21 protein-coding genes are annotated in these 19891 nt (G+C 61.1%); 9 read left to right on the forward strand and 12 right to left on the reverse strand.

What is annotated here, in order from left to right:
* Positions 1-13 precede the first annotated feature (13 nt).
* Positions 14-199 (forward strand): hypothetical protein, encoded by a 186-nt coding sequence (locus ACTG3X_RS00460; protein ID WP_439109252.1) that lies wholly within the window; start codon positions 14-16, stop codon positions 197-199.
* Between the two features lie 14 nt (positions 200-213).
* On the opposite strand, the gene ACTG3X_RS00465 is transcribed toward ACTG3X_RS00460, so the two are convergent.
* On the reverse strand, positions 214-1101 hold the full coding sequence (locus ACTG3X_RS00465; protein ID WP_439109253.1) for an alpha/beta fold hydrolase: 888 nt from the start codon (positions 1099-1101) through the stop codon (positions 214-216).
* 9 nt (positions 1102-1110) lie between these two features.
* Positions 1111-2172, reverse strand: coding sequence for a TraB/GumN family protein (locus tag ACTG3X_RS00470; RefSeq protein ID WP_439109254.1), 1062 nt, complete (start codon positions 2170-2172; stop codon positions 1111-1113).
* Between the two features lie 126 nt (positions 2173-2298).
* Between ACTG3X_RS00470 and ACTG3X_RS00475 the strand changes: the two genes are divergently transcribed.
* The 4 genes from ACTG3X_RS00475 (at position 2299) to ACTG3X_RS00490 (ending at position 5755) form a co-directional block, all read left to right on the forward strand.
* Positions 2299-2586, forward strand: coding sequence for a co-chaperone GroES (locus tag ACTG3X_RS00475; protein WP_089889399.1), 288 nt, complete (start codon positions 2299-2301; stop codon positions 2584-2586).
* Positions 2587-2623: 37 nt separating this feature from the next.
* Entirely contained in the window at positions 2624-4267 is a 1644-nt protein-coding gene (gene groL, locus ACTG3X_RS00480; RefSeq protein WP_439109255.1) for a chaperonin GroEL, read from the forward strand.
* 145 nt (positions 4268-4412) lie between these two features.
* Positions 4413-4913, forward strand: coding sequence for a GNAT family N-acetyltransferase (locus ACTG3X_RS00485; protein ID WP_439109256.1), 501 nt, complete (start codon positions 4413-4415; stop codon positions 4911-4913).
* Positions 4914-4915: 2 nt separating this feature from the next.
* Entirely contained in the window at positions 4916-5755 is an 840-nt protein-coding gene (locus ACTG3X_RS00490; protein ID WP_439109257.1) for a DMT family transporter, read from the forward strand.
* On the opposite strand, the gene ACTG3X_RS00495 is transcribed toward ACTG3X_RS00490, so the two are convergent.
* Positions 5725-6171, reverse strand: a complete 447-nt coding sequence (locus ACTG3X_RS00495) for an NUDIX domain-containing protein (RefSeq protein WP_439109258.1) — start codon at positions 6169-6171, stop codon at positions 5725-5727. The genes ACTG3X_RS00490 and ACTG3X_RS00495 overlap by 31 nt on opposite strands.
* 53 nt (positions 6172-6224) lie before the next feature.
* On the opposite strand from ACTG3X_RS00495, the gene ACTG3X_RS00500 reads away from it, so the two are divergent.
* Positions 6225-6959 carry an esterase/lipase family protein gene (locus tag ACTG3X_RS00500; RefSeq protein WP_439109259.1) on the forward strand — a complete coding sequence of 245 codons (735 nt, stop codon included), beginning with the start codon at positions 6225-6227 and terminating at the stop codon, positions 6957-6959.
* Positions 6952-8106 carry an alpha-D-ribose 1-methylphosphonate 5-triphosphate diphosphatase gene (locus tag ACTG3X_RS00505; RefSeq protein ID WP_439109260.1) on the forward strand — a complete coding sequence of 385 codons (1155 nt, stop codon included), beginning with the start codon at positions 6952-6954 and terminating at the stop codon, positions 8104-8106. Before ACTG3X_RS00500 ends, ACTG3X_RS00505 begins: the two co-directional genes overlap by 8 nt.
* Positions 8107-8330: 224 nt before the next feature.
* Here ACTG3X_RS00505 and metG read toward each other — a convergent pair whose 3' ends face one another.
* From metG to ACTG3X_RS00520, 3 genes are all read right to left on the reverse strand, one after another.
* On the reverse strand, positions 8331-10043 hold the full coding sequence (gene metG, locus ACTG3X_RS00510) for a methionine--tRNA ligase (protein ID WP_439109261.1): 1713 nt from the start codon (positions 10041-10043) through the stop codon (positions 8331-8333).
* A gap of 182 nt (positions 10044-10225) precedes the next feature.
* Entirely contained in the window at positions 10226-11449 is a 1224-nt protein-coding gene (locus tag ACTG3X_RS00515; protein ID WP_439109262.1) for an MFS transporter, read from the reverse strand.
* Between the two features lie 86 nt (positions 11450-11535).
* On the reverse strand, positions 11536-12141 hold the full coding sequence (locus tag ACTG3X_RS00520) for a flavin reductase family protein (RefSeq protein ID WP_439109263.1): 606 nt from the start codon (positions 12139-12141) through the stop codon (positions 11536-11538).
* 79 nt (positions 12142-12220) lie between these two features.
* On the opposite strand from ACTG3X_RS00520, the gene ACTG3X_RS00525 reads away from it, so the two are divergent.
* Positions 12221-12706 (forward strand): GNAT family N-acetyltransferase, encoded by a 486-nt coding sequence (locus ACTG3X_RS00525; protein ID WP_439109264.1) that lies wholly within the window; start codon positions 12221-12223, stop codon positions 12704-12706.
* Between the two features lie 31 nt (positions 12707-12737).
* A complete protein-coding gene (locus ACTG3X_RS00530) occupies positions 12738-13523 on the forward strand; it encodes an EcsC family protein (protein ID WP_439109265.1) in 786 nt (261 codons plus the stop codon).
* A 164-nt stretch (positions 13524-13687) separates the two neighbouring features.
* On the opposite strand, the gene ptsP is transcribed toward ACTG3X_RS00530, so the two are convergent.
* From ptsP to ACTG3X_RS00560, 6 genes are all read right to left on the reverse strand, one after another.
* Positions 13688-15946: a phosphoenolpyruvate--protein phosphotransferase gene (gene ptsP, locus ACTG3X_RS00535; protein ID WP_439109266.1), complete on the reverse strand. Its 2259-nt coding sequence runs from the start codon at positions 15944-15946 to the stop codon at positions 13688-13690.
* Between the two features lie 40 nt (positions 15947-15986).
* Positions 15987-17225, reverse strand: coding sequence for an aspartate kinase (locus ACTG3X_RS00540; RefSeq protein ID WP_439109267.1), 1239 nt, complete (start codon positions 17223-17225; stop codon positions 15987-15989).
* A gap of 80 nt (positions 17226-17305) precedes the next feature.
* Positions 17306-17953: an SDR family NAD(P)-dependent oxidoreductase gene (locus ACTG3X_RS00545; protein ID WP_439109268.1), complete on the reverse strand. Its 648-nt coding sequence runs from the start codon at positions 17951-17953 to the stop codon at positions 17306-17308.
* Positions 17950-18384: a DUF1178 family protein gene (locus ACTG3X_RS00550; RefSeq protein ID WP_439109269.1), complete on the reverse strand. Its 435-nt coding sequence runs from the start codon at positions 18382-18384 to the stop codon at positions 17950-17952. Before ACTG3X_RS00550 ends, ACTG3X_RS00545 begins: the two co-directional genes overlap by 4 nt.
* A gap of 57 nt (positions 18385-18441) precedes the next feature.
* The gene (locus ACTG3X_RS00555; protein WP_439109270.1) at positions 18442-18939 is read right to left on the reverse strand and encodes an NUDIX hydrolase; all 498 of its coding nucleotides are present in this window, start codon (positions 18937-18939) and stop codon (positions 18442-18444) included.
* Positions 18940-19048: 109 nt separating this feature from the next.
* Positions 19049-19846 (reverse strand): phytanoyl-CoA dioxygenase family protein, encoded by a 798-nt coding sequence (locus tag ACTG3X_RS00560; RefSeq protein WP_439109271.1) that lies wholly within the window; start codon positions 19844-19846, stop codon positions 19049-19051.
* Between the last annotated feature and the right edge of the window lie 45 nt (positions 19847-19891).

Genomic DNA, 19891 nt, shown 5'->3' on the forward strand with positions numbered 1-19891 from the left:
TGGAGCTGCCCCAATGACCAGTAAATCTTTTTTTCTTTCTGCTATCGCCTTTTCAATGATTGCAAGCCTGTCTGCCTGTGGTTCGCGCAACGCCGGTGAAACGCTTGTTCAAGTTCAGATGAGCGAAGCCTCCTACCAGAACCTTTATGGCGCTTATGCCAACACTTGTGACTCGGTGGCGGGCGACGCCTGCAACTGAGCGGCGCGCTGGCCCTAGGCCTTCTGCCTGACAAATTCTGACACTATGCGCACGATTTCGGGCGCGAGCATGGGCGTGATGATATGGCCCATGCCCTTTATGGCGTGGTGGCTGCTGCCTTTGATGTGTGCGGCGATCTCGGCGCCCAGATCTGGCGGTATGAGCGTGTCATCAAGCCCGTGGATGACACAGCAGGGCAGGTCGAGCGCTTTGAGCGCCGGGCGTCTGTCTGGTGCGCTCATCGTCGCCAGAAGCTGGCGGTTGATGCCGGCGGCTTTTGGCCCGCCGCGCAGGTAGGCGGCTTGGGCTTGGGCGCGGATGTAGGCCTCGCTTGCGGGGTAGCCAGGGCTGCCCCATATCCCGTATTCCGCCACCAGCGCGTCTTGCGCGGCCTCAAGCGAGGCATCCTCACGCGCAACCAGCTTGGGCAGTAGCTCGGCCACGGCGCCACGCTCCACGAGGGGGCGGCAGGTTGTCATCACGAGTGTGTCGGTGAGGATGCGTTCTGGGTGCTGGATGGCCAAGAGCTGCGCGATGGCCCCGCCCATGGAGATGCCGAAGATATGTGCGCGCCCGATATCCAGTGTGTCCATGAGGCCGATCACATCGCAGGCCATGTCCGACAGGCTGTAGGCGGCGCGAATCTCTTCGCCTGCGAGCGCCTTTGCGATGATGTCATCAGCCTCTGCGGGGGCTGTGGCGGTGTCAAAGCGGGTGGATAGCCCAACATCGCGGTTGTCAAAGATGATGGTGCGAAAGCCCGCGGCGACAAACCCTGTGATCAGGTTTTCAGGCCAGTGGACCAGCTGTGTGCCAAGGCCGCGAATGAGGATGAGTGCAGGATTGGCTGTGTCGCCGTGATCCTGAACTTCAAGAGTGATGCCATTGGCTTTGACTTGCATGGGGGTTCCTCAGTTGAGCGGCAAACGCGTGATGGTGTAGCCCTCGGCGGCGAGCCGGTTGAGCAGGCCAGCCTCACCCGAAAGATGGGCGGCACCGACGACGACAAGCATGGTGTTTTCTGGGGCTGCGGCCAGCTCTGCCAGCCATGCTGCGTTGCGGTCGGTGAGCAGGAGCTTTTCAAAAAGGGCGAAATCATCAGCCGCGCTTGGCCCGCCCGTTTGCAGCGAGAGCGCCTTGGTGTACGCCCAGATGAGCGCGATCTCTTCGGCGATGTAGCTTTGATAGAGCGTTTCCATCATGTCGTCAGGGTTGACGAGCTCAAGCAGGGAGAGGCGCAAAAGCTCGATCTGTTTTTCCGGGCTGAAGGCATCAAAGAGTTTGGCGGCTGTGCGGTAGTCTTCGATTGAACGCGTCGGCAGGCCCTCTGCGGCCAGTGCTTGGGCCAAGGCACGGTCGATGCCAAGTTCGCCACTTTGCATCAAGCGCAATTTGCAGGGGCTCATGCCGAGCATCATCGAGACAAAGAAAGGCTTCATCTTGGCCGTGAGAAAGCCGGGAAAGCCGCGCGCCTGCATCTTGCTTTGCACCGAGGCCCATTCTGCGGGTGTGAGCAGCTCGGGCAAGGTCGGCCCTTGGCTGGCAAACATCATGTCTGGCTCTTGCTGAACGGCCCGTTCAAAGCGCTGGGTGTCTGCGGCGTCCATCTCGAAATATGTCACATCGGCAGCTTCGGCGAGAGGTAGGAGCCGCTCAAGGTGGGCCTCGGTTAGGGCGTGGGGCAGGTGGTAGCTGCCAAAAAAGGTGAGGGTGCGCGCGCCTTTGGTGGCCCGCCAGTGCAGCCCTTCGGGAAAAGGATGCGCCGCCGCCGCATCGCGCAGGCTGTCCAGCTCGGCTGTGGCCATGGTGTGGAAGAGATTCTGCCCGCCGCATGCGTCGGCTCGGGCAAGGGTGGGCAAGCAAAAACAAACAGAAAATAGGACCGCGCGCAGCATCTTGGCCTCCTTGGTGGCTGGCCAAAGGCTAAGCTGGGCTGCGGGGCTGCGCAAGCGGTGCAAATTTTCTTCACGCATTCCTTGACTCACAATCGCAGGCTCCTTACTTGTTCGCTGCTGGCACTCGCATCTGGTGAGTGCTAACGCCCCGGATGGGTTTCCAGACGGGTTAAACAGAAACTCAAGCGTAAGGAGCCTCGAGAGATGGCATTTACACCGCTTCACGACCGCGTTGTCGTTCGCCGCGTAGAAGGCGAAGAAAAAACAGCTGGCGGCCTGATCATTCCCGAAAGCGCAAAAGAAAAGCCTGCTGAGGGCGAAGTTGTTTCCGTTGGTGCAGGCGCACGCGACGAAGGCGGCAACCGCGTTGCTATGGACGTTAAAGCGGGCGACCGCGTGATGTTTGGCAAATGGTCCGGCACAGAAGTCACGATCAATGGCGAAGAGCTCTTGATCATGAAAGAATCCGACATCATGGGCATCATTGCCTAACTGTCTCCCCCGAAATTCAAGAAATTAGGAGCAAACTATGTCAGCTAAAGACGTAAAGTTTGGAACCGATGCCCGCAACCGGATGCTCAAAGGTGTGAACACACTGGCCGATGCGGTTAAGGTTACACTGGGTCCAAAAGGCCGTAACGTTGTTCTGGACAAATCGTTCGGCGCACCCCGCATCACAAAAGACGGTGTATCTGTTGCCAAAGAGATCGAGCTTGAAGACAAGTTCGAGAACATGGGCGCACAGATGGTCAAAGAAGTGGCCTCACGCACCAATGACGAAGCCGGCGACGGCACAACAACTGCGACAGTTCTGGCGCAAGCCATTGTCAAAGGCGGCATGAAATCAGTTGCAGCGGGCATGAACCCGATGGACCTGAAGCGCGGTATCGACCTTGCGACAAGCAAAGTTGTTGCAGCGATCAAAGCCGCAGCCCGTGACGTGACTGGCACAGATGAAGTTGCCCAAGTTGGCACGATCTCAGCCAACGGCGAGCGCGAAATCGGCCAGCAGATCGCAGATGCGATGCAAAAAGTTGGCAACGAAGGCGTTATCACTGTTGAAGAGAACAAAGGTCTGGAAACAGAAACCGTTGTTGTTGAAGGCATGCAGTTTGACCGCGGTTACCTGTCACCCTACTTCGTGACAAACCCGGACAAAATGGTTGCCGAGCTGGAAGACTGCTTGATCCTTCTCCACGAGAAGAAGCTTTCTTCACTGCAAGCCATGGTTCCGCTCCTTGAGCAAGTGATCCAGTCACAAAAGCCACTTCTCATCATCGCAGAAGATGTTGAAGGCGAAGCGCTGGCGACACTTGTTGTCAACAAGCTCCGTGGCGGCCTGAAAATTGCGGCTGTTAAAGCACCCGGCTTCGGCGACCGCCGCAAAGCCATGTTGCAAGACATCGCGATCCTCACAGGTGGTCAGGTTATCTCTGAAGACCTCGGCATGAAGCTTGAGTCTGTCACAATGGACATGCTCGGCACAGCCAAGAAGATCTCCATCACCAAAGACGAAACAACAATCGTTGATGGCGCTGGTAACAAAGCCGAAATCGAAGCGCGCGTGGCACAGATCCGCACGCAAATCGAAGAGACAACATCTGACTACGACCGTGAAAAACTCCAAGAGCGTGTTGCGAAACTCGCGGGTGGTGTTGCTGTTATCCGCGTTGGCGGCATGACAGAAGTGGAAGTAAAAGAGCGCAAAGACCGTGTTGATGACGCTCTGAACGCCACACGCGCTGCCGTACAAGAAGGTATCGTTGTGGGCGGTGGTGTTGCACTCGTGCAAGCAGCCAAGTCACTTGACGGCCTCAAAGGCGACAACAGCGACCAAGACGTCGGTATCTCGATCGTGCGTAAAGCCATCGAAGCGCCCCTGCGTCAGATTGCTGAAAACGCTGGTGTTGACGGTGCGGTTGTTGCGGGCAAGATCCGTGAAAGCGACGACCTCAAGTTCGGCTTTAACGCGCAAACAGAAGAATATGGCGACATGTTCAAGTTTGGCGTTATCGACCCTGCGAAAGTTGTTCGTACAGCTCTGCAAGACGCAGCCTCAGTTGCCGGTCTCTTGATCACAACAGAAGCTATGGTTGCTGACATCCCGTCGAAAGACGGCGGTGGCGCAGGCGGCGGCATGCCCGACATGGGCGGCATGGGCGGCATGATGTAAGACGAATTCGCTTAGCGAATTCTGTCTTCCTGAACAGCACTTTGCACAGCAAAGTGACTGAGCAGGTCAAGCCGAACACAGATAGAAGGGGCGCTCCGTTCGGGGCGCCCCTTTTCTTATTGGCCCAATGCTCTAAGAGAGAGCCATGAGTAAAAGCACAGCTATGTTCCCGTCGTTTGCCCGCCCGATGCAGGCGCATGAAGCCGATCAAGTCGATGCGCTGTTGCGCGCGGCATTTGATGGGGCCGAGGAGGCGGCGCTTGTCGCGCGTCTGCGCAAGCAGGGCGCGATTGCGGGTGAGGTTGTCTTGCCTTTGGGGGATGAGGTCATCGGTTACTATGCGCTCGCGCAGATGGTTGCGCCCAAAGGCTGGCTCTGCCTTGCACCAGTGGCCATTCGGCCTGACTGGCAGCGCAAGAAGCATGGCAAGCGCATGATCGGCCAGCTCGTGGCTTGGGCCGAGGCTGCGGGGCAGACACTTGTGGTGTTGGGCCAACCTGCCTTTTACGAGGCGGCCGGCTTTTCCAGCGCGGCGGCGCAAAACCTGAAGACGCCCTACGACGCTGCGTTTACGCTTCTGGCGGCGTCAGCCGAGGGCGCGCCGCAGGAGACCTTGGTCTATCCCCCCGCTTTTGGAGGGATCTAAAGGTGCGGCTCTTTCTGCTCGTCGCGCTCACAATGCTGGCCTTTGCTGCCAACTCTGTTCTCAACCGTCTTGCGCTGGTGGATGGTGCGGCAGGCGCGGCAAGCTTTGCGGCGCTTCGGCTGCTATCGGGCGCTGTGGTGCTGGCGCTGCTTTTGGTCTGGCGTGGGCAAGTTTCATGGCGGCCTGACACAGCGGTAGGGCCACTGGCGCTTCTGGCCTATGTCTTGGGCTTTTCTTTTGCCTATGTGAGCCTTGATGCGGGGTTTGGGGCGCTTATCCTTTTTGGCGGCGTACAAGTGACGATGTTTGCAGGCGCTCTCTGGCGTGCTGAGGCGGTTCCTCCGCTGCGGTGGGCCGGGGCGCTGCTGGCGTTTGCGGGCCTTGTCTTTCTGATGTGGCCAAGCGGCGCGCTGTCCGTGCCTTTGGCGGGGGCAGGGCTGATGCTTGTGGCCGCTGTGGGCTGGGGGGTCTATTCGCTCCTTGGCGCGGGCGCGCGCGACCCGCTGGCTGCGACGGCGCGCAATTTTGTGTGGGCAACGCCTCTTGCCCTGCTGATGGCGGCTGTTTTTTGGGATGGTATGAGCACGATAGGCGCTGTGCTGGCGGTGGTTTCGGGGGCTGTCACCTCTGGTCTGGGCTATGCGCTCTGGTACAAGGTGCTGCCCTCAATCCCTGCGAGCGTCGCGGCTGTTGCACAGCTCACCGTGCCGATTCTGGCGCTGGCGGGCGGGCTGGCCTTTTTGGGCGAGGACGTAAGCTGGCGCTTTGCCGTTGCCGCGAGCATGGTTTTGGGGGGTGTTGCGCTGTCGCTTTACCGCAGCAAAGGCTCCAAAGCGTCATAACCCATACCGTCGCCCCAAGCGATCTCGGGCAGGCTGTCGGGCTTGTAGCGGATGTTGGCCAGCTCTTCGCGGCTGAAGAACTGCCGCTTTGTCACAATCTGCTCGGTGTCTTCCCAGCTGTCGCTGAGGGTGCCTGAGGTGATTGTGCAGCGGAAATAGAGATCAACCTGATGAAAGCCACGCTCTGGCGCGTGAAACTCGTTGATGAGACAGGGCGCGCCCACCGCGATGCGCAGGCCCGTCTCTTCATAGACTTCGCGCGCAAGGTTTTCTGGCAAAGACTGGTGCGGATCGGCGCCGCCGCCCGGGGCGCACCAGAGGTCCGAGACACCTTCGGGAAAGGCGTTGACCATGAGCAGCTTGCCCTCCTGCAAGATGATTGCGCGGGTTGCGAGGCGGATGGGGCGGTGAGACATGGCTGTGCTCCTTTGCTCTTTCATAGGCCAGCCAATAGGACTATCTCAAGCGCATGCGTTATACCCTGGCCTTTTTCCTATGTTTTTTGCCTGCAGTTTTGCGGGCTGATTGTGTTGTGCTTTTGCACGGGCTGGCGCGCAGTGATGCTTCTCTATATCTGCTGGAAGAAGTGTTGCAGGAGCAGGGCTATACAGTTGTGCGCCCCAATTACCCCTCAACCAAAGAAACGGTTGCCTCACTTGCGGCGGCAGTTTTGCCCGAGGCCACCAAGGCCTGTGGCAACGAGACTGTGCACTACGTGACCCACTCCATGGGGGGGATATTGGTGCGCTACTGGTTTGCGGGTCTGAAGCCAGAGAACCTTGGCCGCGTTGTGATGCTTGCCCCGCCCAACCAAGGCTCTGAGGTCGTGGATGAGTTTGGCGACTGGGAGGCCTTTGGCTGGTTCAACGGGCCAGCCGGGCGGCAGCTGGGCACGGGGCCAGAGGGGGTCGCGGCGCATTTGCCAGATGTGGATTTCGAGCTGGGTGTGATCGCGGGAAACCGTTCGCTCAGCCCTGCGTTCTCGTTGCTGTTGCAAGGGGATGATGATGGCAAGGTCTCAGTGGCCTCCACCAGAGTGGCGGGTATGGCAGATCATATTACCTTGCCAGTGACGCATACATTTTTGATGAACAACCCGCTGGTTGTGGCGCAGGTTCTGGAATTTTTGCGCCATGGCCAGTTTAACCACGAGCTGACACTGCTCAATATGTTTTCGGATAAGGGGCCTTTGCGCGATGAGTGAGCTGGCGTTGCGGTTGGTGGGGGCTGATGTGCTTGGGCCTGAGGGCCTTGTGCGTGCGCCTGTGTCGTTTGCCGATGGGCTGATTTCTGAGGCAGGGGGGCGCGAGGTCAACCTCTCTGGCTACCTTGTGCTGCCCGGGCTTGTAGACATTCATGGCGACGGGTTTGAGCGCCATGTGGCGGTGCGCCGTGGCGCGATGAAAGACATGGGCGCAGGCTTGCGTGCGGCTGAGGCCGAGCTGGCCGCGAACGGGATCACCACCGCCGTTATGGCACAGTTTTTCAGCTGGGAAGGTGGCTTGCGCGGGCCTGAGTTTGCGGCGCAGTTCCTTGAGGCTTTGGGGCGCGTACAGCAGGCTACGGTAACAGATTTGCGCGCTCAACTGCGGTTTGAAACCCATATGCTGGACGACTACGCCGCCTTTGAAACACTCGCGGCGGAACATGGTGTGGACTATGTGGTCTTTAACGACCACGTGCCCCACGAGCGGCTTGCCAAGGGGCTGGTGCCGCGCCGTTTGAACGGGATGGCGCTCAAGAGCCGCCGTAGCCCCGAGACGCTGCACAAGCTGGTGCAGAAGATGCACGATGAGCGCGAGCAAGTGCCCGAGGCGGTAGGTGGGCTTGCGGCGCGGCTTTTGGCGCGGGGTGTCAAGCTTGGCAGCCATGATGACCGCAGCCGTGAGGACTGCAGCTTTTGGCAGGGGGCAGGCGTGACGCTGTCGGAATTTCCCGAAACGCTGGAGGCCGGTGAGGCCGCAGCGGAGCTGGGCACCGGCGTTATTCTGGGGGCGCCCAATGTGGTGCGCGGGGGCAGCCACAACGGCAATGTGAGCGCGGTCGATCTGATCGCGATGGGGCATTGTGATGCGCTGGCGTCGGACTATCATTACCCCTCGCTCAGGCGCGCGGCTTTCTTTGTGGAAGCGGCAGGTTTGCTTGACCTTGCAGGCGCTTGGGCCCTTGTTTCGAGCGGGCCTGCGCGCCTTTTGGGGCTTGAGGACCGTGGCACGCTGGAGGTTGGCAAGCGGGCCGATATCATGATTGTGGAGGCCGAGAGCCGCCGCATCGCGGCGACGATCGCGGGGGGGCGGGTGAGCCATATGTCGGGCGATATTGCCAAGCGCTTCATTCAAAGCGGCAGCTGATCAACCGCCGTTTGCCAGCCCTTAGCCTAGCTATCGGTGCCTGATGGGCGGGCCAGCGCGCGCTCTGGTTAACGGGGCCTCATGGGCTGCGGGGCAAGGGGGTGAAAAGCGTGCACCATGCGTGCACCACGCGTGCACCGACAAACCCGCGCATTTGTTAACACAAAATTAGCTAACGCTGCGCGCGGTGGGGGCGCGCAAGGTGGGTTTCACCCACCCTACGATCAGGTACGGATGCCCGAGAAGCGCGCGGCCCAGTCTTCGCGTTCTTCATCTGTGATTTTGGCGAAGAGGTTGTCGGGCACGGTGAAGGTGTGGCCTGCCTCAAGGCTGCCCAAGCTGGCGGCCACATCCTCGGGCCAGCGCGTGTCGAGCGTGTTCATCGCGACAAAGAGCTTGGCCGCGCTTGTCGGGATGAAGGGGGCCGAAAGCACCGCGTAGAGGCGGATGAGGTTCAGCGCGAGGCGGATCTGGGCTGCGGCGCGGTCGGGGTCTTCCTTGAAGACCGACCACGGCGCGGCCTCTTGCAGGTATTCGTTGCCTGCGGCCCAGATGGCGCGCAGCTCGGCGGCGGACTTGCGCACATCCATCGCCTCCATGTGGCCTTCATAGGCGCGGATTCGGGTGGTGAGGTCGGCGATGAGCGCCTCTTCTGCAGGGCCATACGCCCCCGCCGATGGCACGACCTCGCCAAATTTGGAGCGGCAGAACTTGGTGACGCGGGAGACGAAGTTGCCCAAGACATCGGAGAGGTCTTTGTTGACGGCGGCCTGAAAATTCTCCCACGTGAATTCGGCATCCGAGCTTTCGGGCGCGTGGCTGAGCAGCCACCAGCGCCAGACATCGGCTGGCAGGATTTCAAGCGCCTGATCCATGAAGACGCCACGGCCTCGTGAGGTGGAGAACTGGCCACCCTCATAATTGAGGTAGTTGAAGCTTTTGATGTAGTCGACAAGCTTCCACGGCTCGCCCGAGCCCAGAATGGTCGCGGGGAAAGAGAGCGTGTGGAAGGGCACGTTGTCCTTGCCCATGAACTGGGTGTAGCGCACATCATCTGCGCCTTTGTCGGTGCGCCACCAGCGCTCCCAGTCGCGGCCTGCGGCGGCATCGGCCCATTCCTGAGAGCAGGCGATATATTCGATGGGCGCATCAAACCAGACATAGAAGACCTTGCCTTCCATGCCGGGCCAGTCTTCGGTTCCGCGCTTGACGGGGATCCCCCAGTCCAGATCGCGGGTGATGCCACGGTCTTGCAGCCCGTCGCCATCGTTGAGCCATTTGTTGGCGATGGAGGTGGTGAGCAGGGGCCAGTCTGTTTTGGTGTTGATCCAGTTTTGCAGCTCTTCGCGCATATTGGACTGCTTGAGGTAGAGGTGCTTTGTCTCGCGCTCTTCCAGATCGGTGGAGCCTGAGACGGAGGAGCGCGGGTTGATCAGATCGGTTGGATCAAGCTGCTTGGTGCAGTTGTCACATTGGTCACCGCGCGCGTCTTCAAAGCCGCAGTTGGGGCAGGTGCCCTCGATGTAGCGGTCGGGCAGAAAGCGGCCATCGGCCTTGGAGTAGATCTGGGTTTCGGTGACCTCTTCGATGAGGCCCTGCGCCTCAAGCTGGCCTGCAAAATGCTGCGTGAGCGCGTGGTTTTGCGGGCTGGAAGAGCGGCCGAAATGGTCAAACGACAGCCCGAAGCCCTCGGCGATACGGGCCTGAACCTCGTGCATCTCGGCGCAATACTCGGCCACGGGCTTGCCGGCTTTGGCGGCGGCCAACTCGGCGGGGGTGCCGTGTTCGTCGGTGGCGCAGAGAAACAGAACCTCATGACCGCGCGCGCGCTGGAAGCGGGCGAAGAGATCTGCGGGAAGCTGGGAGCCAACAAGGTTGCCGAGGTGTTTGATCCCGTTGATGTAGGGGATTGCCGAGGTGATGAGGTGACGTGCCATCGGGGGAACCTTTTCTTTGCGCTTTGGCGGGTGTTTAGCCCAATGGCGCGTGGGGTGCTACAGGCATTCGAATTTTCAGGCATTCGAATTTTCGCTGCGCGAAAATCCGACGGTGGCGAGAGGGGCTTTGCCCCCCTCGCGCTCCCCCCAGGATATTTGGGGCAAAAAGAAAGACATGGGGGTCAGTCTTTTTCGCGGCTGCGCCCCAAGAGCCGCCCGATGGTGAAAGAGGTGCGTGGTGCATAGATATAGGGCGTACGCTTGGCGGGGCTGGCGCGGCTGCGCATACGGGCAAGGCCAAAGGCGGCCAGCCCTGCGTGGCCCACGGCGATCATGATGAAGAGCGCAGGCGGGCCGAAGCCTTCCATGAGGTAGGAGGCGACGAGCGGCGCGGCAATGGCGCCTGTGGCAAACCAGAACATAAGTGCCGCGGAAAGCTCGACCCGCTCTTCGGACCTGGCAAAGTCATGGGCGTGGGCCGCGGCGACCGAGTAGATGGGGAAGGTGGTGAGGCCGAAGAAGGCCGCGTTGAGCAGGATGCCTGCTGTGCTGAGGCCCTGAAGCAGGGCCGTTGAGGCGCAGCTGACAATGGCGGCAAGCGAGAGCCAGATCAGCACCCAGCGGCGGTCGTATTTGTCGGCGAGCCAGCCGATGGGGTATTGCGCCAGTGCGCCGCCAAGCACGAAGGCGGCGAGAAATGTCGCAATCTGGGTGACTTGCAGGCCGACCTCCTGGCCGTAGACCGGCCCGACCATCCGGAAGCTCGCCGAGCTGAGCGCCGCCACGACCACGCCAAGCGCGGCAAGGGGCGAGCGGGTGACGGCCAGCATGGGGCGCAAGCGCGGCGCGCTCGGGGTTTCGGGCTGGGTGGCGGCTGTGAGGGTGAGCGGCAGGATGGCGGCGCAGCAGAGCATGGCCAGAATAGAGTAGGACATATAGTAGGCGGGCGTGAGAAAGCCGATGAGCAGCTGGCTGACAAGAGAGCCGCTCATATCGACAAGGCGGTAGACGCCCATGGTGCGCCCGCGTGTTTCGTTGGTGACTTTGGCTTGCAGCCACGCCTCGATAATTGTGTAGCAGCCCGCCACGCAGAGCCCCGAGGCCACGCGCATCAGCGCCCAGGCGTAGGGGCCGATGACAATGTAATGGGCCAGCAGGGCGATGGCACCCATCGCGGTGAAGGCAGCAAAAGCGCGGCTGTGCCCCACCGTGCCCATAAGGCGGGGCGCCCACCAGCAGCCAATGAAGAAGCCAAGGTAGTGCGCCGAGCCGAGGAGGCCGATTTCGGCGCGCGAGAAGCCGAGGGCGATGCCTGAGAGCGCATCAAGCGGGCCCACACCGCCTGTTGAGAGCTGCAAAAGCGCCACTGACATAAACAGGGCGGCGAAGGAAATGAGAAGGCGCATATCCCGCCCACCATCGCAGCCGAAATTTTGGGCGCAAGCAGCTTTTCGACTTTTGCGTGTCGTATTTGCCCGGAGGGGCTGGCGCGTTAGTCGTCAGGGCGGGCGAGCTCAAACACCGAGCGCACGACGGTATAGTCGCGATAGCCCATGCGCGCGAGCGGGTTGAAGCGGGTGGGGTCAAACTTGCCGTCCACGATGCAGTCTTCTCGCAGGTGAACGCCCGTGACCTCGCCGATCACCACATAGTTGGCCGCGCCACGGCTCTTGTGGATGTCTACGAGCTTGCACTCCATGGCGGCAGGGGCCCCCGCAAGGCGCGCGCAAGCGATGGTTTCACATGCCGCGCGGGTCAGCCCTGCGTGATCAAACTCGGAAACGCCTGATGGCAGGGTCTGGGAGGTGGCGTTCATCGCGTCTTTGGCAGCCTCTTCCACGATGTTGACACAGAACACGCCGCTTTCGCGGATGTTGGCCAGCGTGTCTTTGGTGCCGTCGCGGTCTTCCTTTGTGCCTGTGGAGGCAAACATCACCTGCGGTGGCACATAAGCTGCACCCGAAAAGAAGGAATAGGGCGCAAGATTGTCTACACCGTCGCTGCCGCGGGTCGAGATCCAGGCGATAGGGCGTGGCACGATGAGCGCGTTAAACGGGTTGTGCGGCAGGTCGTGGCCATCTTCGGGGCGGAAAAACATCGGCAAGGCTCCTTGAGGTATTTGCCCCGTGCATAGCGCCGTGCTAGGGGCGTTTCCAGCGCAAAGGAGATTTTGGAGCGTGATCAAGCTAGGCCCTGAGCGCCCCGAAGAGGGCTGGGAGGTGGAAACACTCTATGACCTGTGCTTTGCGCCCGGGCGTGAGGGCTTGTCCTCTTACCGTTTGCGCGATGGCGTGGCGCCGGCGGCGGGCCTGAGCCATGTGGCGCGCGACGAGTTTGGCGAGCTGGCCGGTGCGATCCGCTATTGGCCTGTGCGCATAGGCGCGGCGCGTGCGCTGCTCCTTGGCCCCGTCGCTGTCCACCCGACGCGCCAGGGCGAGGGCGTGGGGGGCGTGCTCATCCGCGAGAGCCTTGCCGTGGCCGCAAGAGCAGGCTGGGCACGGGTTATGCTTGTGGGCGATGCGCCTTATTATGCGCGCTTCGGCTTTACGCCCCTTTCGGGCGTGGAAATGCCTCCGCCCACCAACCCTGCGCGCGTGCTGGGCCGCGCGCTCACAGAGGGCGCCTGGCAGGGGATCCGCGGCAAAGTGACGAAAGACGCTTGAAAAACGGCACGCCGCGCCCGATCTTTACCCCATGACACGTGATCTGGAAATTCTTGACGCCCCCATCGACGCGACAGAGGTTGAGGCCGAACTCACCGCTCTGGCCCGCCGCTACAGCCGCGCGGGGGGGCTGGTGATTGATCTGCTCAACCAGATCGGTGGACAGGCCGACAGCTTGCTTGAGCGCTTGCCAGCGCCTGTGCGCACAGGGCTTGGCGCCCAAACCGAGCGCGCGCTTGGCTTTGCGTTTGATGCGGCCAGCCGCTCGCGTGGCCATGTGGCAGGGGAGCCGAGCTGGATGACCCGCGCACTCACAACCGCCATGGGGGCAGCGGGTGGCTTTGGCGGGCTGCCTTCGGCGCTGGCCGAACTGCCGGTGACAACGACCGTGCTCTTGCGCGCGATCCAGACCATTGCAGAAGAGCACGGCTTTGACACAGGCGAAGAGGCGGTCAGGTTTGACTGTATCACAGTCTTTGCCGTGGCTGGCCCGCTGGCAGAAGATGACGGTGCCGACCTCGCTTTTCTCTCCACGCGGCTTATGGTCAACGGGGCAGCACTCAGCACAGTTATTGCGCGGATTGCGCCGCGTCTTTCGGTTGTGCTTGGCCAGAAGCTTGCGGCCCAGACCGTGCCAGTGCTTGGCGCTGCGGCAGGGGCGGCCACAAATTATGCCTATACGAGCTACTATCAGGACATGGCCCATGTGCATTTCGGGCTGCGCCGCCTCGCCATCCGCGCGGGTCTGGATCATGGGGTGCTGCTGGCGCGCTTCAAAGCCAAAGTCATCAAGCCCAAGCTGCACAAGGCTGGCTAGGCGCGGCTCTTTCTTTTTGCTCTAAATATCCTCGCCGAAGGCATAAAAGTCGGGGCCGAGCGTAGCGAGGCCCCCCCGCGACGCCGAAGGCGGCGCAAACTCTTGCCTGAGACGCCGAAGGCGGCGCAGACCCTTGCCTGAGACGCCGATGGCGGCGCAGATCCTCAGCTCAAAGAGCGCATATACTCTACAATTGCAGGGCGCACCGATTGCTCTCCGCGCTCGGCGGCGGCTTCGATCAGCTCTTTGATCTTGCCCAGATCAACACGGCGCAACAGGCTCTTTACAGGGCCGATTGACGCGGGGCGCATGGAGAGCGTGCGCAGGCCGATGGCGGCGAGGCAGGCGGCCTCCAGCGGGCGGCCCGCATCTTCGCCACAAAAGCTGAGCGCTGTGCCCGAGGCGTCGCAGCGTTTGACGATGCCTTCCAGAAACGTGAGAAAGCTCACGTTGAGCGTATCATAGCGGCGGCGGACACGTTCGTTCTCGCGATCAGCCGCAAAGAAGAATTGCTTGAGATCATTGCCCCCGATGGAGAGGAAATCGACCTCGTCAAAGAATTTGTCAGGCGCAAAGGCCAGTGAGGGTGTTTCCAGCATCGCGCCGACTTCGATGTGTTCGGGGAGCGCGTGGCCCAGAACTTTCTCGCGTGCGAGCGCTTTGTCCATCTCGGCGCGTGCGGCGCGATACTCCTCAAACTGCGCCACGAAGGGGAACATCACAGTCAGCGGGCGGCCGTTGGCGGCGCGCAAAAGCGCTTGCAGCTGCATCCGCATGATGCCCGGTTTGTCCAGCCCCACGCGGATGGCGCGCCAGCCGAGCGCCGGGTTTGGCTCGTCGTTCGGCTTCATATAGGGCAGGACTTTGTCCGAGCCGATGTCGAGCGTGCGAAAGACCACGCGTTTGCCTTGGGCGGCATCCAGCACACGGCTGTAGAGCGCAGACAGCTCCGAGCGGCGCGGCATCTGGTTGCGCACGAGGAATTGCAGCTCGGTGCGGAACAGGCCCACACCTTCGGCGCCCGAGCCTTCAAGCGAGGGCAGATCGGCCATGAGGCCTGCGTTCATGTGCAAGCCAACGGTCTGGCCATCGCGTGTTTCTGCGGTTTTGTCCCGGATCGAGGCATAGCGTTCCTGGGCTTGAGCCTGCATCGCGATTTTGTCGCGAAAGGCCGTGACGACAGTGTCATCAGGGCGCAGGTGCACCACGCCTTGGTCCCCATCGACCATGATATGGTCGCCGTTGAGCGCCTCGGTTGTGACACGGCTGGCGTGCACCACCAGCGGGATCGCCAGAGCGCGCGCCACGATGGCCGCGTGGCTGCCAACCGAGCCTTCTTCGAGCACGATCGCCTTGAGCGAGCGGCCATAATCCAGCAGCTCGGCAGGGCCGATATTGCGCGCGATGAGCACAGGGTCGGCGGGCATTTCTGCCCCGGTATCAAGGCCTTGGCCTGTGAGGATGCGCAGGAGGCGGTTGCTCAGATCGTCCAGATCATGCAGCCGCTCGCGCAGATACGGATCGGTGACCTGCTGCATCCGCGCGCGGGCGGTGGACTGTTCTTTTTCGACAGCGGCTTCGGCCGAGAGGCCGCGTCCGATGTCTTGTTCCATGCGGCTCATCCAGCCTTTGGAGTTGGCAAACATGCGGTAGGCTTCAAGCACATCAAGCTGTTCTTTGCCGCCACCGCGCGCGCCTGCGAGCATTTTGTCAACGCCCACGCGCAGCTCTTCAACGGCTTCGTTGAGGCGCTCGAATTCGCGGTGCGGGTCTTCGGCGATGGGGTTTGTCACCACAACGCGGGGCTCGTGCAGCCAGACGTGGCCTTGGGCTGCGCCTTCCTGGCCTGTGGTGCCGCGCAGAAGCACGGGTTGGGTGTGGCGGGCCGACAGCGCCGCGCCTTCGCCGATAAAGGCGCCCAGCTCGGTCATTTCGGCCAGCACCATGGCCACAACTTCGAGCGCATCGACTTCTTCATCGGCAAATTCGCGGGCGTCTTTGGTCTGGACGACAAGCACCCCGAGCTTTTCTCCCAGCCGCTGGATGGGCACGCCGAGGAAGCTGGAGTAAATTTCTTCGCCTGTTTCCGGCATAAAGCGGAAGCCGCGCTCGGAGGGGGCATCGGGCGTGTTGATACGCTGGCCCTTGCGCGCCACGAGGCCAACGAGGCCTTCGCCCATTTTGAGGCGGGTCTGGTGGACAGAATCGGCTTTCAGGCCTTCGGTGGCGCAAAGCTCCAGCGTGTCTTCATCGCGAAAGAGGTAGATCGAGCAGACCTGCGAATACATCTCTTCGGCGATCAGCTTGGTGATGGTATCCAGCCGCGCCTGACCTTGGCCTGCGGTGTTTTCGGCCATGATCTCGCGCAGACGGGCCAGCATTTGCCGGCTGTCTGTTTTGATCTCTGTGGGCTGCTCAGTCATATCAGCGCGGGCCTTGTTTTATGCGGCCCAAGGCAGAATCTCAGGCTGGTTTCTCGAGTTCGAACGCATCATGCAGCGCTTGGACGGCGAGTTCCATGTATTTCCTGTCGATGAGCACGGAAATCTTGATTTCCGATGTCGCAATAACCTTAATGTTTATGCCTTCATCAGAGAGTGTCTTGAACATGGTTGCGGCCACACCCGACTGGGAGCGCATGCCGATGCCCACAGCCGAGACTTTGGCCACATCGGTGTCGGCGACGAGGTTGTGATAGTTGATATCCCCCTTGTCTTTGGCCTCTTGCATGGCTTGCTCGGCGCGTTTCACCTGCTCGACAGGGCAGGAGAAGGTCATATCGGTGCGCCCGTCTTCGGCGATGTTCTGAATGATCATATCGACGTTGATGCCAGCCTCTGAGAGCGGGCCGAAGATGGCTGCCGCGATGCCGGGGCGGTCGGCCACGGAGAGCAGGGTCATCTTGGCTTCATCGCGGGAATAGGCGATGCCTGATACGGGGCGGTTTTCCATAACTTCCTCCTCATCGCAAACGAGCGTTCCTGCTGCGTCGGATTGTTCTTCAAATGAGCTGAGCACTCTGAGTTTGACTTTGTAGCGCATGGCAAGTTCGACAGAGCGTGTCTGAAGCACTTTGGCACCAAGGCTGGCCAGTTCGAGCATTTCTTCAAAGGCGATCTTGTCGAGCTTGCGGGCTTTGGACGAGATCCGCGGGTCGGTTGTGTAGACGCCGTCAACATCGGTGTAGATGTCGCAGCGCTCGGCACCGAAGGCGGCGGCAAAGGCCACAGCCGTTGTGTCAGAGCCGCCACGGCCCAGTGTTGTGATGCGCCCCTCAGGGCTGACGCCCTGAAAGCCCGCCACAACGGCCACGCGCATTCCTTCGGCAAATTTTGCCTCGATATTGGCGGGGGGGATGTCCTGGATGCGCGCAGAGGCGTGGGCCGAGGTGGTTTGCACGGGCACTTGCCAGCCCTGCCAAGAGCGGGCGGGGATGTCCATTTCCTGCAAGGTCAGCGCCATGAGGCCTGCTGTGACGTTCTCGCCCGAGCTGACAACGGCGTCATATTCGCGCGCGTCATAGAGCGGGGAGGTCTCGTTGACCCAGCCCACCAACTCGTTGGTTTTGCCAGACATGGCCGAGACAATCACGATCACATCATAGCCTTTGGCCACTTCGACGCCCACGCGCTTGGCAGCGCGGCGGATGCGGTCAAGGTTGGCAACAGACGTGCCGCCGAATTTCATCACCAGAACGGGCATGAGGAGCCTCTTTCGTTGCGTTCGGCGCGGTTTAGTCTGTCGCACGCGCTCGCGCAAGGGTGCGCGTGTCGCAGGCAGGCTTAATAGGGGTGGTCGCGTCCGTCCCATGTGCGAAAGCAGCCTGTGGTGGCAAGGCTGAGGGCGTCAAACTCTTTGATCAGCCCTTCGGCAGACTGGGCCACATCAATATCGCCGCTGTCGCCGCCCATATCGGTGCGCACCCAGCCGGGGTGATAGGCGCCGACGGCCACGCCTTCGCCCTTGAGGTCTGTGGCGAGGTTGCGCGCGAGGTTGAGGGCCGCAGCCTTGGAGCTGCGGTAGATGTAGCTGCCACCCGGTGCCTTGGTGTCGCTGCCCATCTGGGAGGAAATGATGGCGATTTTGGGCGCGTCAGAGCGCATGAGATGCGGCAGGAAGGCCTGCACGGTGAGAAACACGCCTGTGACATTGGTGGCGAAGGTATCGGCCCACATATCGCTTGGGTAGCCGTCTTCAAGGCTCTGGCCTTTGTCGTGGTAGATGCCGGCGTTGCAGATGAGCAGATCAACCGTCTCTCCGCTCATGGCTGTGGCCAGCGCTTTGACGCTGGCAGGGCTTGTGACATCCAGCGCGGCAAAGCCGTCGCCGCTGCGCGCGGTGGCTGTGACCGTGTCGCCTGTGACTGTGTAAAGCTCTGCAAGGCGTGCGCCGATGCCTCTGTTGGCACCCGTGATAAGGATATGGCTCAATTTGATCTCCTGTTGGGCTTGAAGGGCAGGGGCATGACAGGCACGCCATCTTCAATCAGTTTTTTGGCGTCTTCGACCTTGGCTTCGCCATAGATCGCGCGCTCGGGCGCATCGCCAAGGTGCATCTTGCGCGCCTCTGCGGCAAACTTGGGGCCGACATATTCGGAGTTTTTCTCGACCTCCTGGCGCATTTTGGCCAGCGCCTGCTCGGCGGGGGAGGCGGGACTTGTGAGCGCGCCTTTCATGTTTTTCTCAGCGGCGGCGTCACTGGTGCGCACGCGTGGGGCCATGAGCGATTTCTCGACCGATTTGGAGCCGCACACAGCGCATTCAAGCTGGCCAGCCCCTTGCAGCGCATCAAAGGCAGACGACGACTGGAACCAGCTGTCAAAGCTGTGTCCGTCTGCACATTTGAGCGTGAAACTGATCATGGTGACCCTCTGGTTGCTGCCTTAAATAGATAAGCTTTGTGGCGGCGTGCGCAAGCCTCAGCTGTCAAGCAGGCGCGGATCAAAGGTCTTGAGGATTTTCTTGAGCTCGGGTTCGGCCACCTTGCCTGCGGCTTTTTTCGGGCTGAACCATTTGCGGCGGCGCTCGCCTTTTTCGGGGAAGTTTTTTTCCAGAGAGGTGACGAGCACAGGGTAGACCAGCGCCACACAGGGCAGGCTCTCGGTTTTGCTGATGTCTTTTGTGTAGGAAAACAGGCCCAAGCAGCGGTCAAAGGCGCGGCCCTTGACGCCGGCTTCTTCCCAAGCTTCCTGCAGTGCGGCTTTGGCGGGGGTTTTCTCGGCCATGGGCCAGCCCTTGGGGATGATCCAGCGCTGGGAGCCACGCGAGGTGATGAGCAGCACCTCGGGCTCGCCCTTGCGGATGCGATAGCACAAAGCGGCAAACTGGCTGCGCACATCGGTTTTGCGCGCGCCTTTGAGCAGGATCGGGAGCTGTTTGGGGCCTTCTATGGCCATGGGGTCGGACTTCTCTGTCATGTGTTTTGGCTCATCTTAAGCCGAAACATTGAATCAAATCTGAAGCCTTGGCCAGTCTTTCCTTGGGGGGCGCGGGGTTTTGCCCCCCAAGATGTGGTATTTCTACGGGTTAGCGGCGGTAGATCACTGGAAACCAGTCTTCGCGCAGCCGCTCGCCTGCGCTCATGCCGTGGTCGGGGAAGGGCGGTGAGGTGCGCCCGGGGCGCTCGACATAGCGCGCATCGTCTCCGACGAGGCGCAGAGAGAAGGCGCGGCGGCGGGTCTGGCTTGTGTTGCCACGCGCGCCGTGCAGGATGGCGTAGTTGAAGGCCACCGCATCACCCGGCTGCATCTCCCATTCGCGGATGTCCATGCCCTCGGCCTCCGGGTCGGGCACGGGCATATAATCTTCCTTGTTGGGAAAATAGCTTTCGTCAGACACCCACCGCATCGGCATGACGGGCTTTTCCCATGCATGGCTGCCTGCGACACAGCGCAGGGCGGCGTCTTTGACGGGGTCAAGCGGCGACCAGAAGCTGACGGTTTGCTGGCCTTGCACAAAATAATAGGGGCCATCGGTGTGCCACGGGGTGGCCATGGAGGTGCCGGGCTCTTTGACCAGAACATGGTCATGAAAGACCTGCGTTGTCTGGCTGTTCATAAGATCGGCGGCCACCTCGGCTGCGGCGGAGGTTTCGATCACCTCGGCAAATTCGGGGATGCGCTGCCAGTTGCAATAATCGTCAAAGAAGCGGCCAGATTCGCCTTCTTTTTTGTTTTCGGAGGCGTAGGGGCCCGGCTCGGTCATGTTGCGCTCGACCCCTTTGCGCAGGGTTTCGACATGGTCGGCAAAGAGCCCGCGAATGACAATGACGCCGTCGCGCTGGTAGGTGTCGATGTCGTCTTGGGTGATGAGCGGATGCGGCATTGGGGGCTCCTGAGCGCGTGTGATTTGCGCCAGAGCGTCCTTTGG

It is taken from the genome of Lentibacter sp., assembly GCF_965658795.1.
GTDB lineage: Bacteria > Pseudomonadota > Alphaproteobacteria > Rhodobacterales > Rhodobacteraceae > Lentibacter.

What these genes read in the sequence shown, in the direction of transcription:
- ACTG3X_RS00495 (WP_439109258.1), bottom strand. Translation starts at nt 6,171, where the DNA reads ATGTCTCACCGCCCCATCCGCCTCGCAACCCGCGCAATCATCTTGCAG.
- ACTG3X_RS00475 (WP_089889399.1), top strand. Translation starts at nt 2,299, where the DNA reads ATGGCATTTACACCGCTTCACGACCGCGTTGTCGTTCGCCGCGTAGAA.
- ACTG3X_RS00530 (WP_439109265.1), top strand. Translation starts at nt 12,738, where the DNA reads ATGACACGTGATCTGGAAATTCTTGACGCCCCCATCGACGCGACAGAG.
- ACTG3X_RS00505 (WP_439109260.1), top strand. Translation starts at nt 6,952, where the DNA reads ATGAGTGAGCTGGCGTTGCGGTTGGTGGGGGCTGATGTGCTTGGGCCT.
- ACTG3X_RS00550 (WP_439109269.1), bottom strand. Translation starts at nt 18,384, where the DNA reads ATGATCAGTTTCACGCTCAAATGTGCAGACGGACACAGCTTTGACAGC.
- ACTG3X_RS00555 (WP_439109270.1), bottom strand. Translation starts at nt 18,939, where the DNA reads ATGACAGAGAAGTCCGACCCCATGGCCATAGAAGGCCCCAAACAGCTC.
- metG (WP_439109261.1), bottom strand. Translation starts at nt 10,043, where the DNA reads ATGGCACGTCACCTCATCACCTCGGCAATCCCCTACATCAACGGGATC.
- ACTG3X_RS00470 (WP_439109254.1), bottom strand. Translation starts at nt 2,172, where the DNA reads ATGCGTGAAGAAAATTTGCACCGCTTGCGCAGCCCCGCAGCCCAGCTT.
- ACTG3X_RS00465 (WP_439109253.1), bottom strand. Translation starts at nt 1,101, where the DNA reads ATGCAAGTCAAAGCCAATGGCATCACTCTTGAAGTTCAGGATCACGGC.
- groL (WP_439109255.1), top strand. Translation starts at nt 2,624, where the DNA reads ATGTCAGCTAAAGACGTAAAGTTTGGAACCGATGCCCGCAACCGGATG.
- ACTG3X_RS00560 (WP_439109271.1), bottom strand. Translation starts at nt 19,846, where the DNA reads ATGCCGCATCCGCTCATCACCCAAGACGACATCGACACCTACCAGCGC.
- ACTG3X_RS00485 (WP_439109256.1), top strand. Translation starts at nt 4,413, where the DNA reads ATGAGTAAAAGCACAGCTATGTTCCCGTCGTTTGCCCGCCCGATGCAG.
- ACTG3X_RS00460 (WP_439109252.1), top strand. Translation starts at nt 14, where the DNA reads ATGACCAGTAAATCTTTTTTTCTTTCTGCTATCGCCTTTTCAATGATT.
- ACTG3X_RS00500 (WP_439109259.1), top strand. Translation starts at nt 6,225, where the DNA reads ATGCGTTATACCCTGGCCTTTTTCCTATGTTTTTTGCCTGCAGTTTTG.
- ACTG3X_RS00540 (WP_439109267.1), bottom strand. Translation starts at nt 17,225, where the DNA reads ATGCCCGTTCTGGTGATGAAATTCGGCGGCACGTCTGTTGCCAACCTT.
- ACTG3X_RS00515 (WP_439109262.1), bottom strand. Translation starts at nt 11,449, where the DNA reads ATGCGCCTTCTCATTTCCTTCGCCGCCCTGTTTATGTCAGTGGCGCTT.
- ACTG3X_RS00520 (WP_439109263.1), bottom strand. Translation starts at nt 12,141, where the DNA reads ATGTTTTTCCGCCCCGAAGATGGCCACGACCTGCCGCACAACCCGTTT.
- ptsP (WP_439109266.1), bottom strand. Translation starts at nt 15,946, where the DNA reads ATGACTGAGCAGCCCACAGAGATCAAAACAGACAGCCGGCAAATGCTG.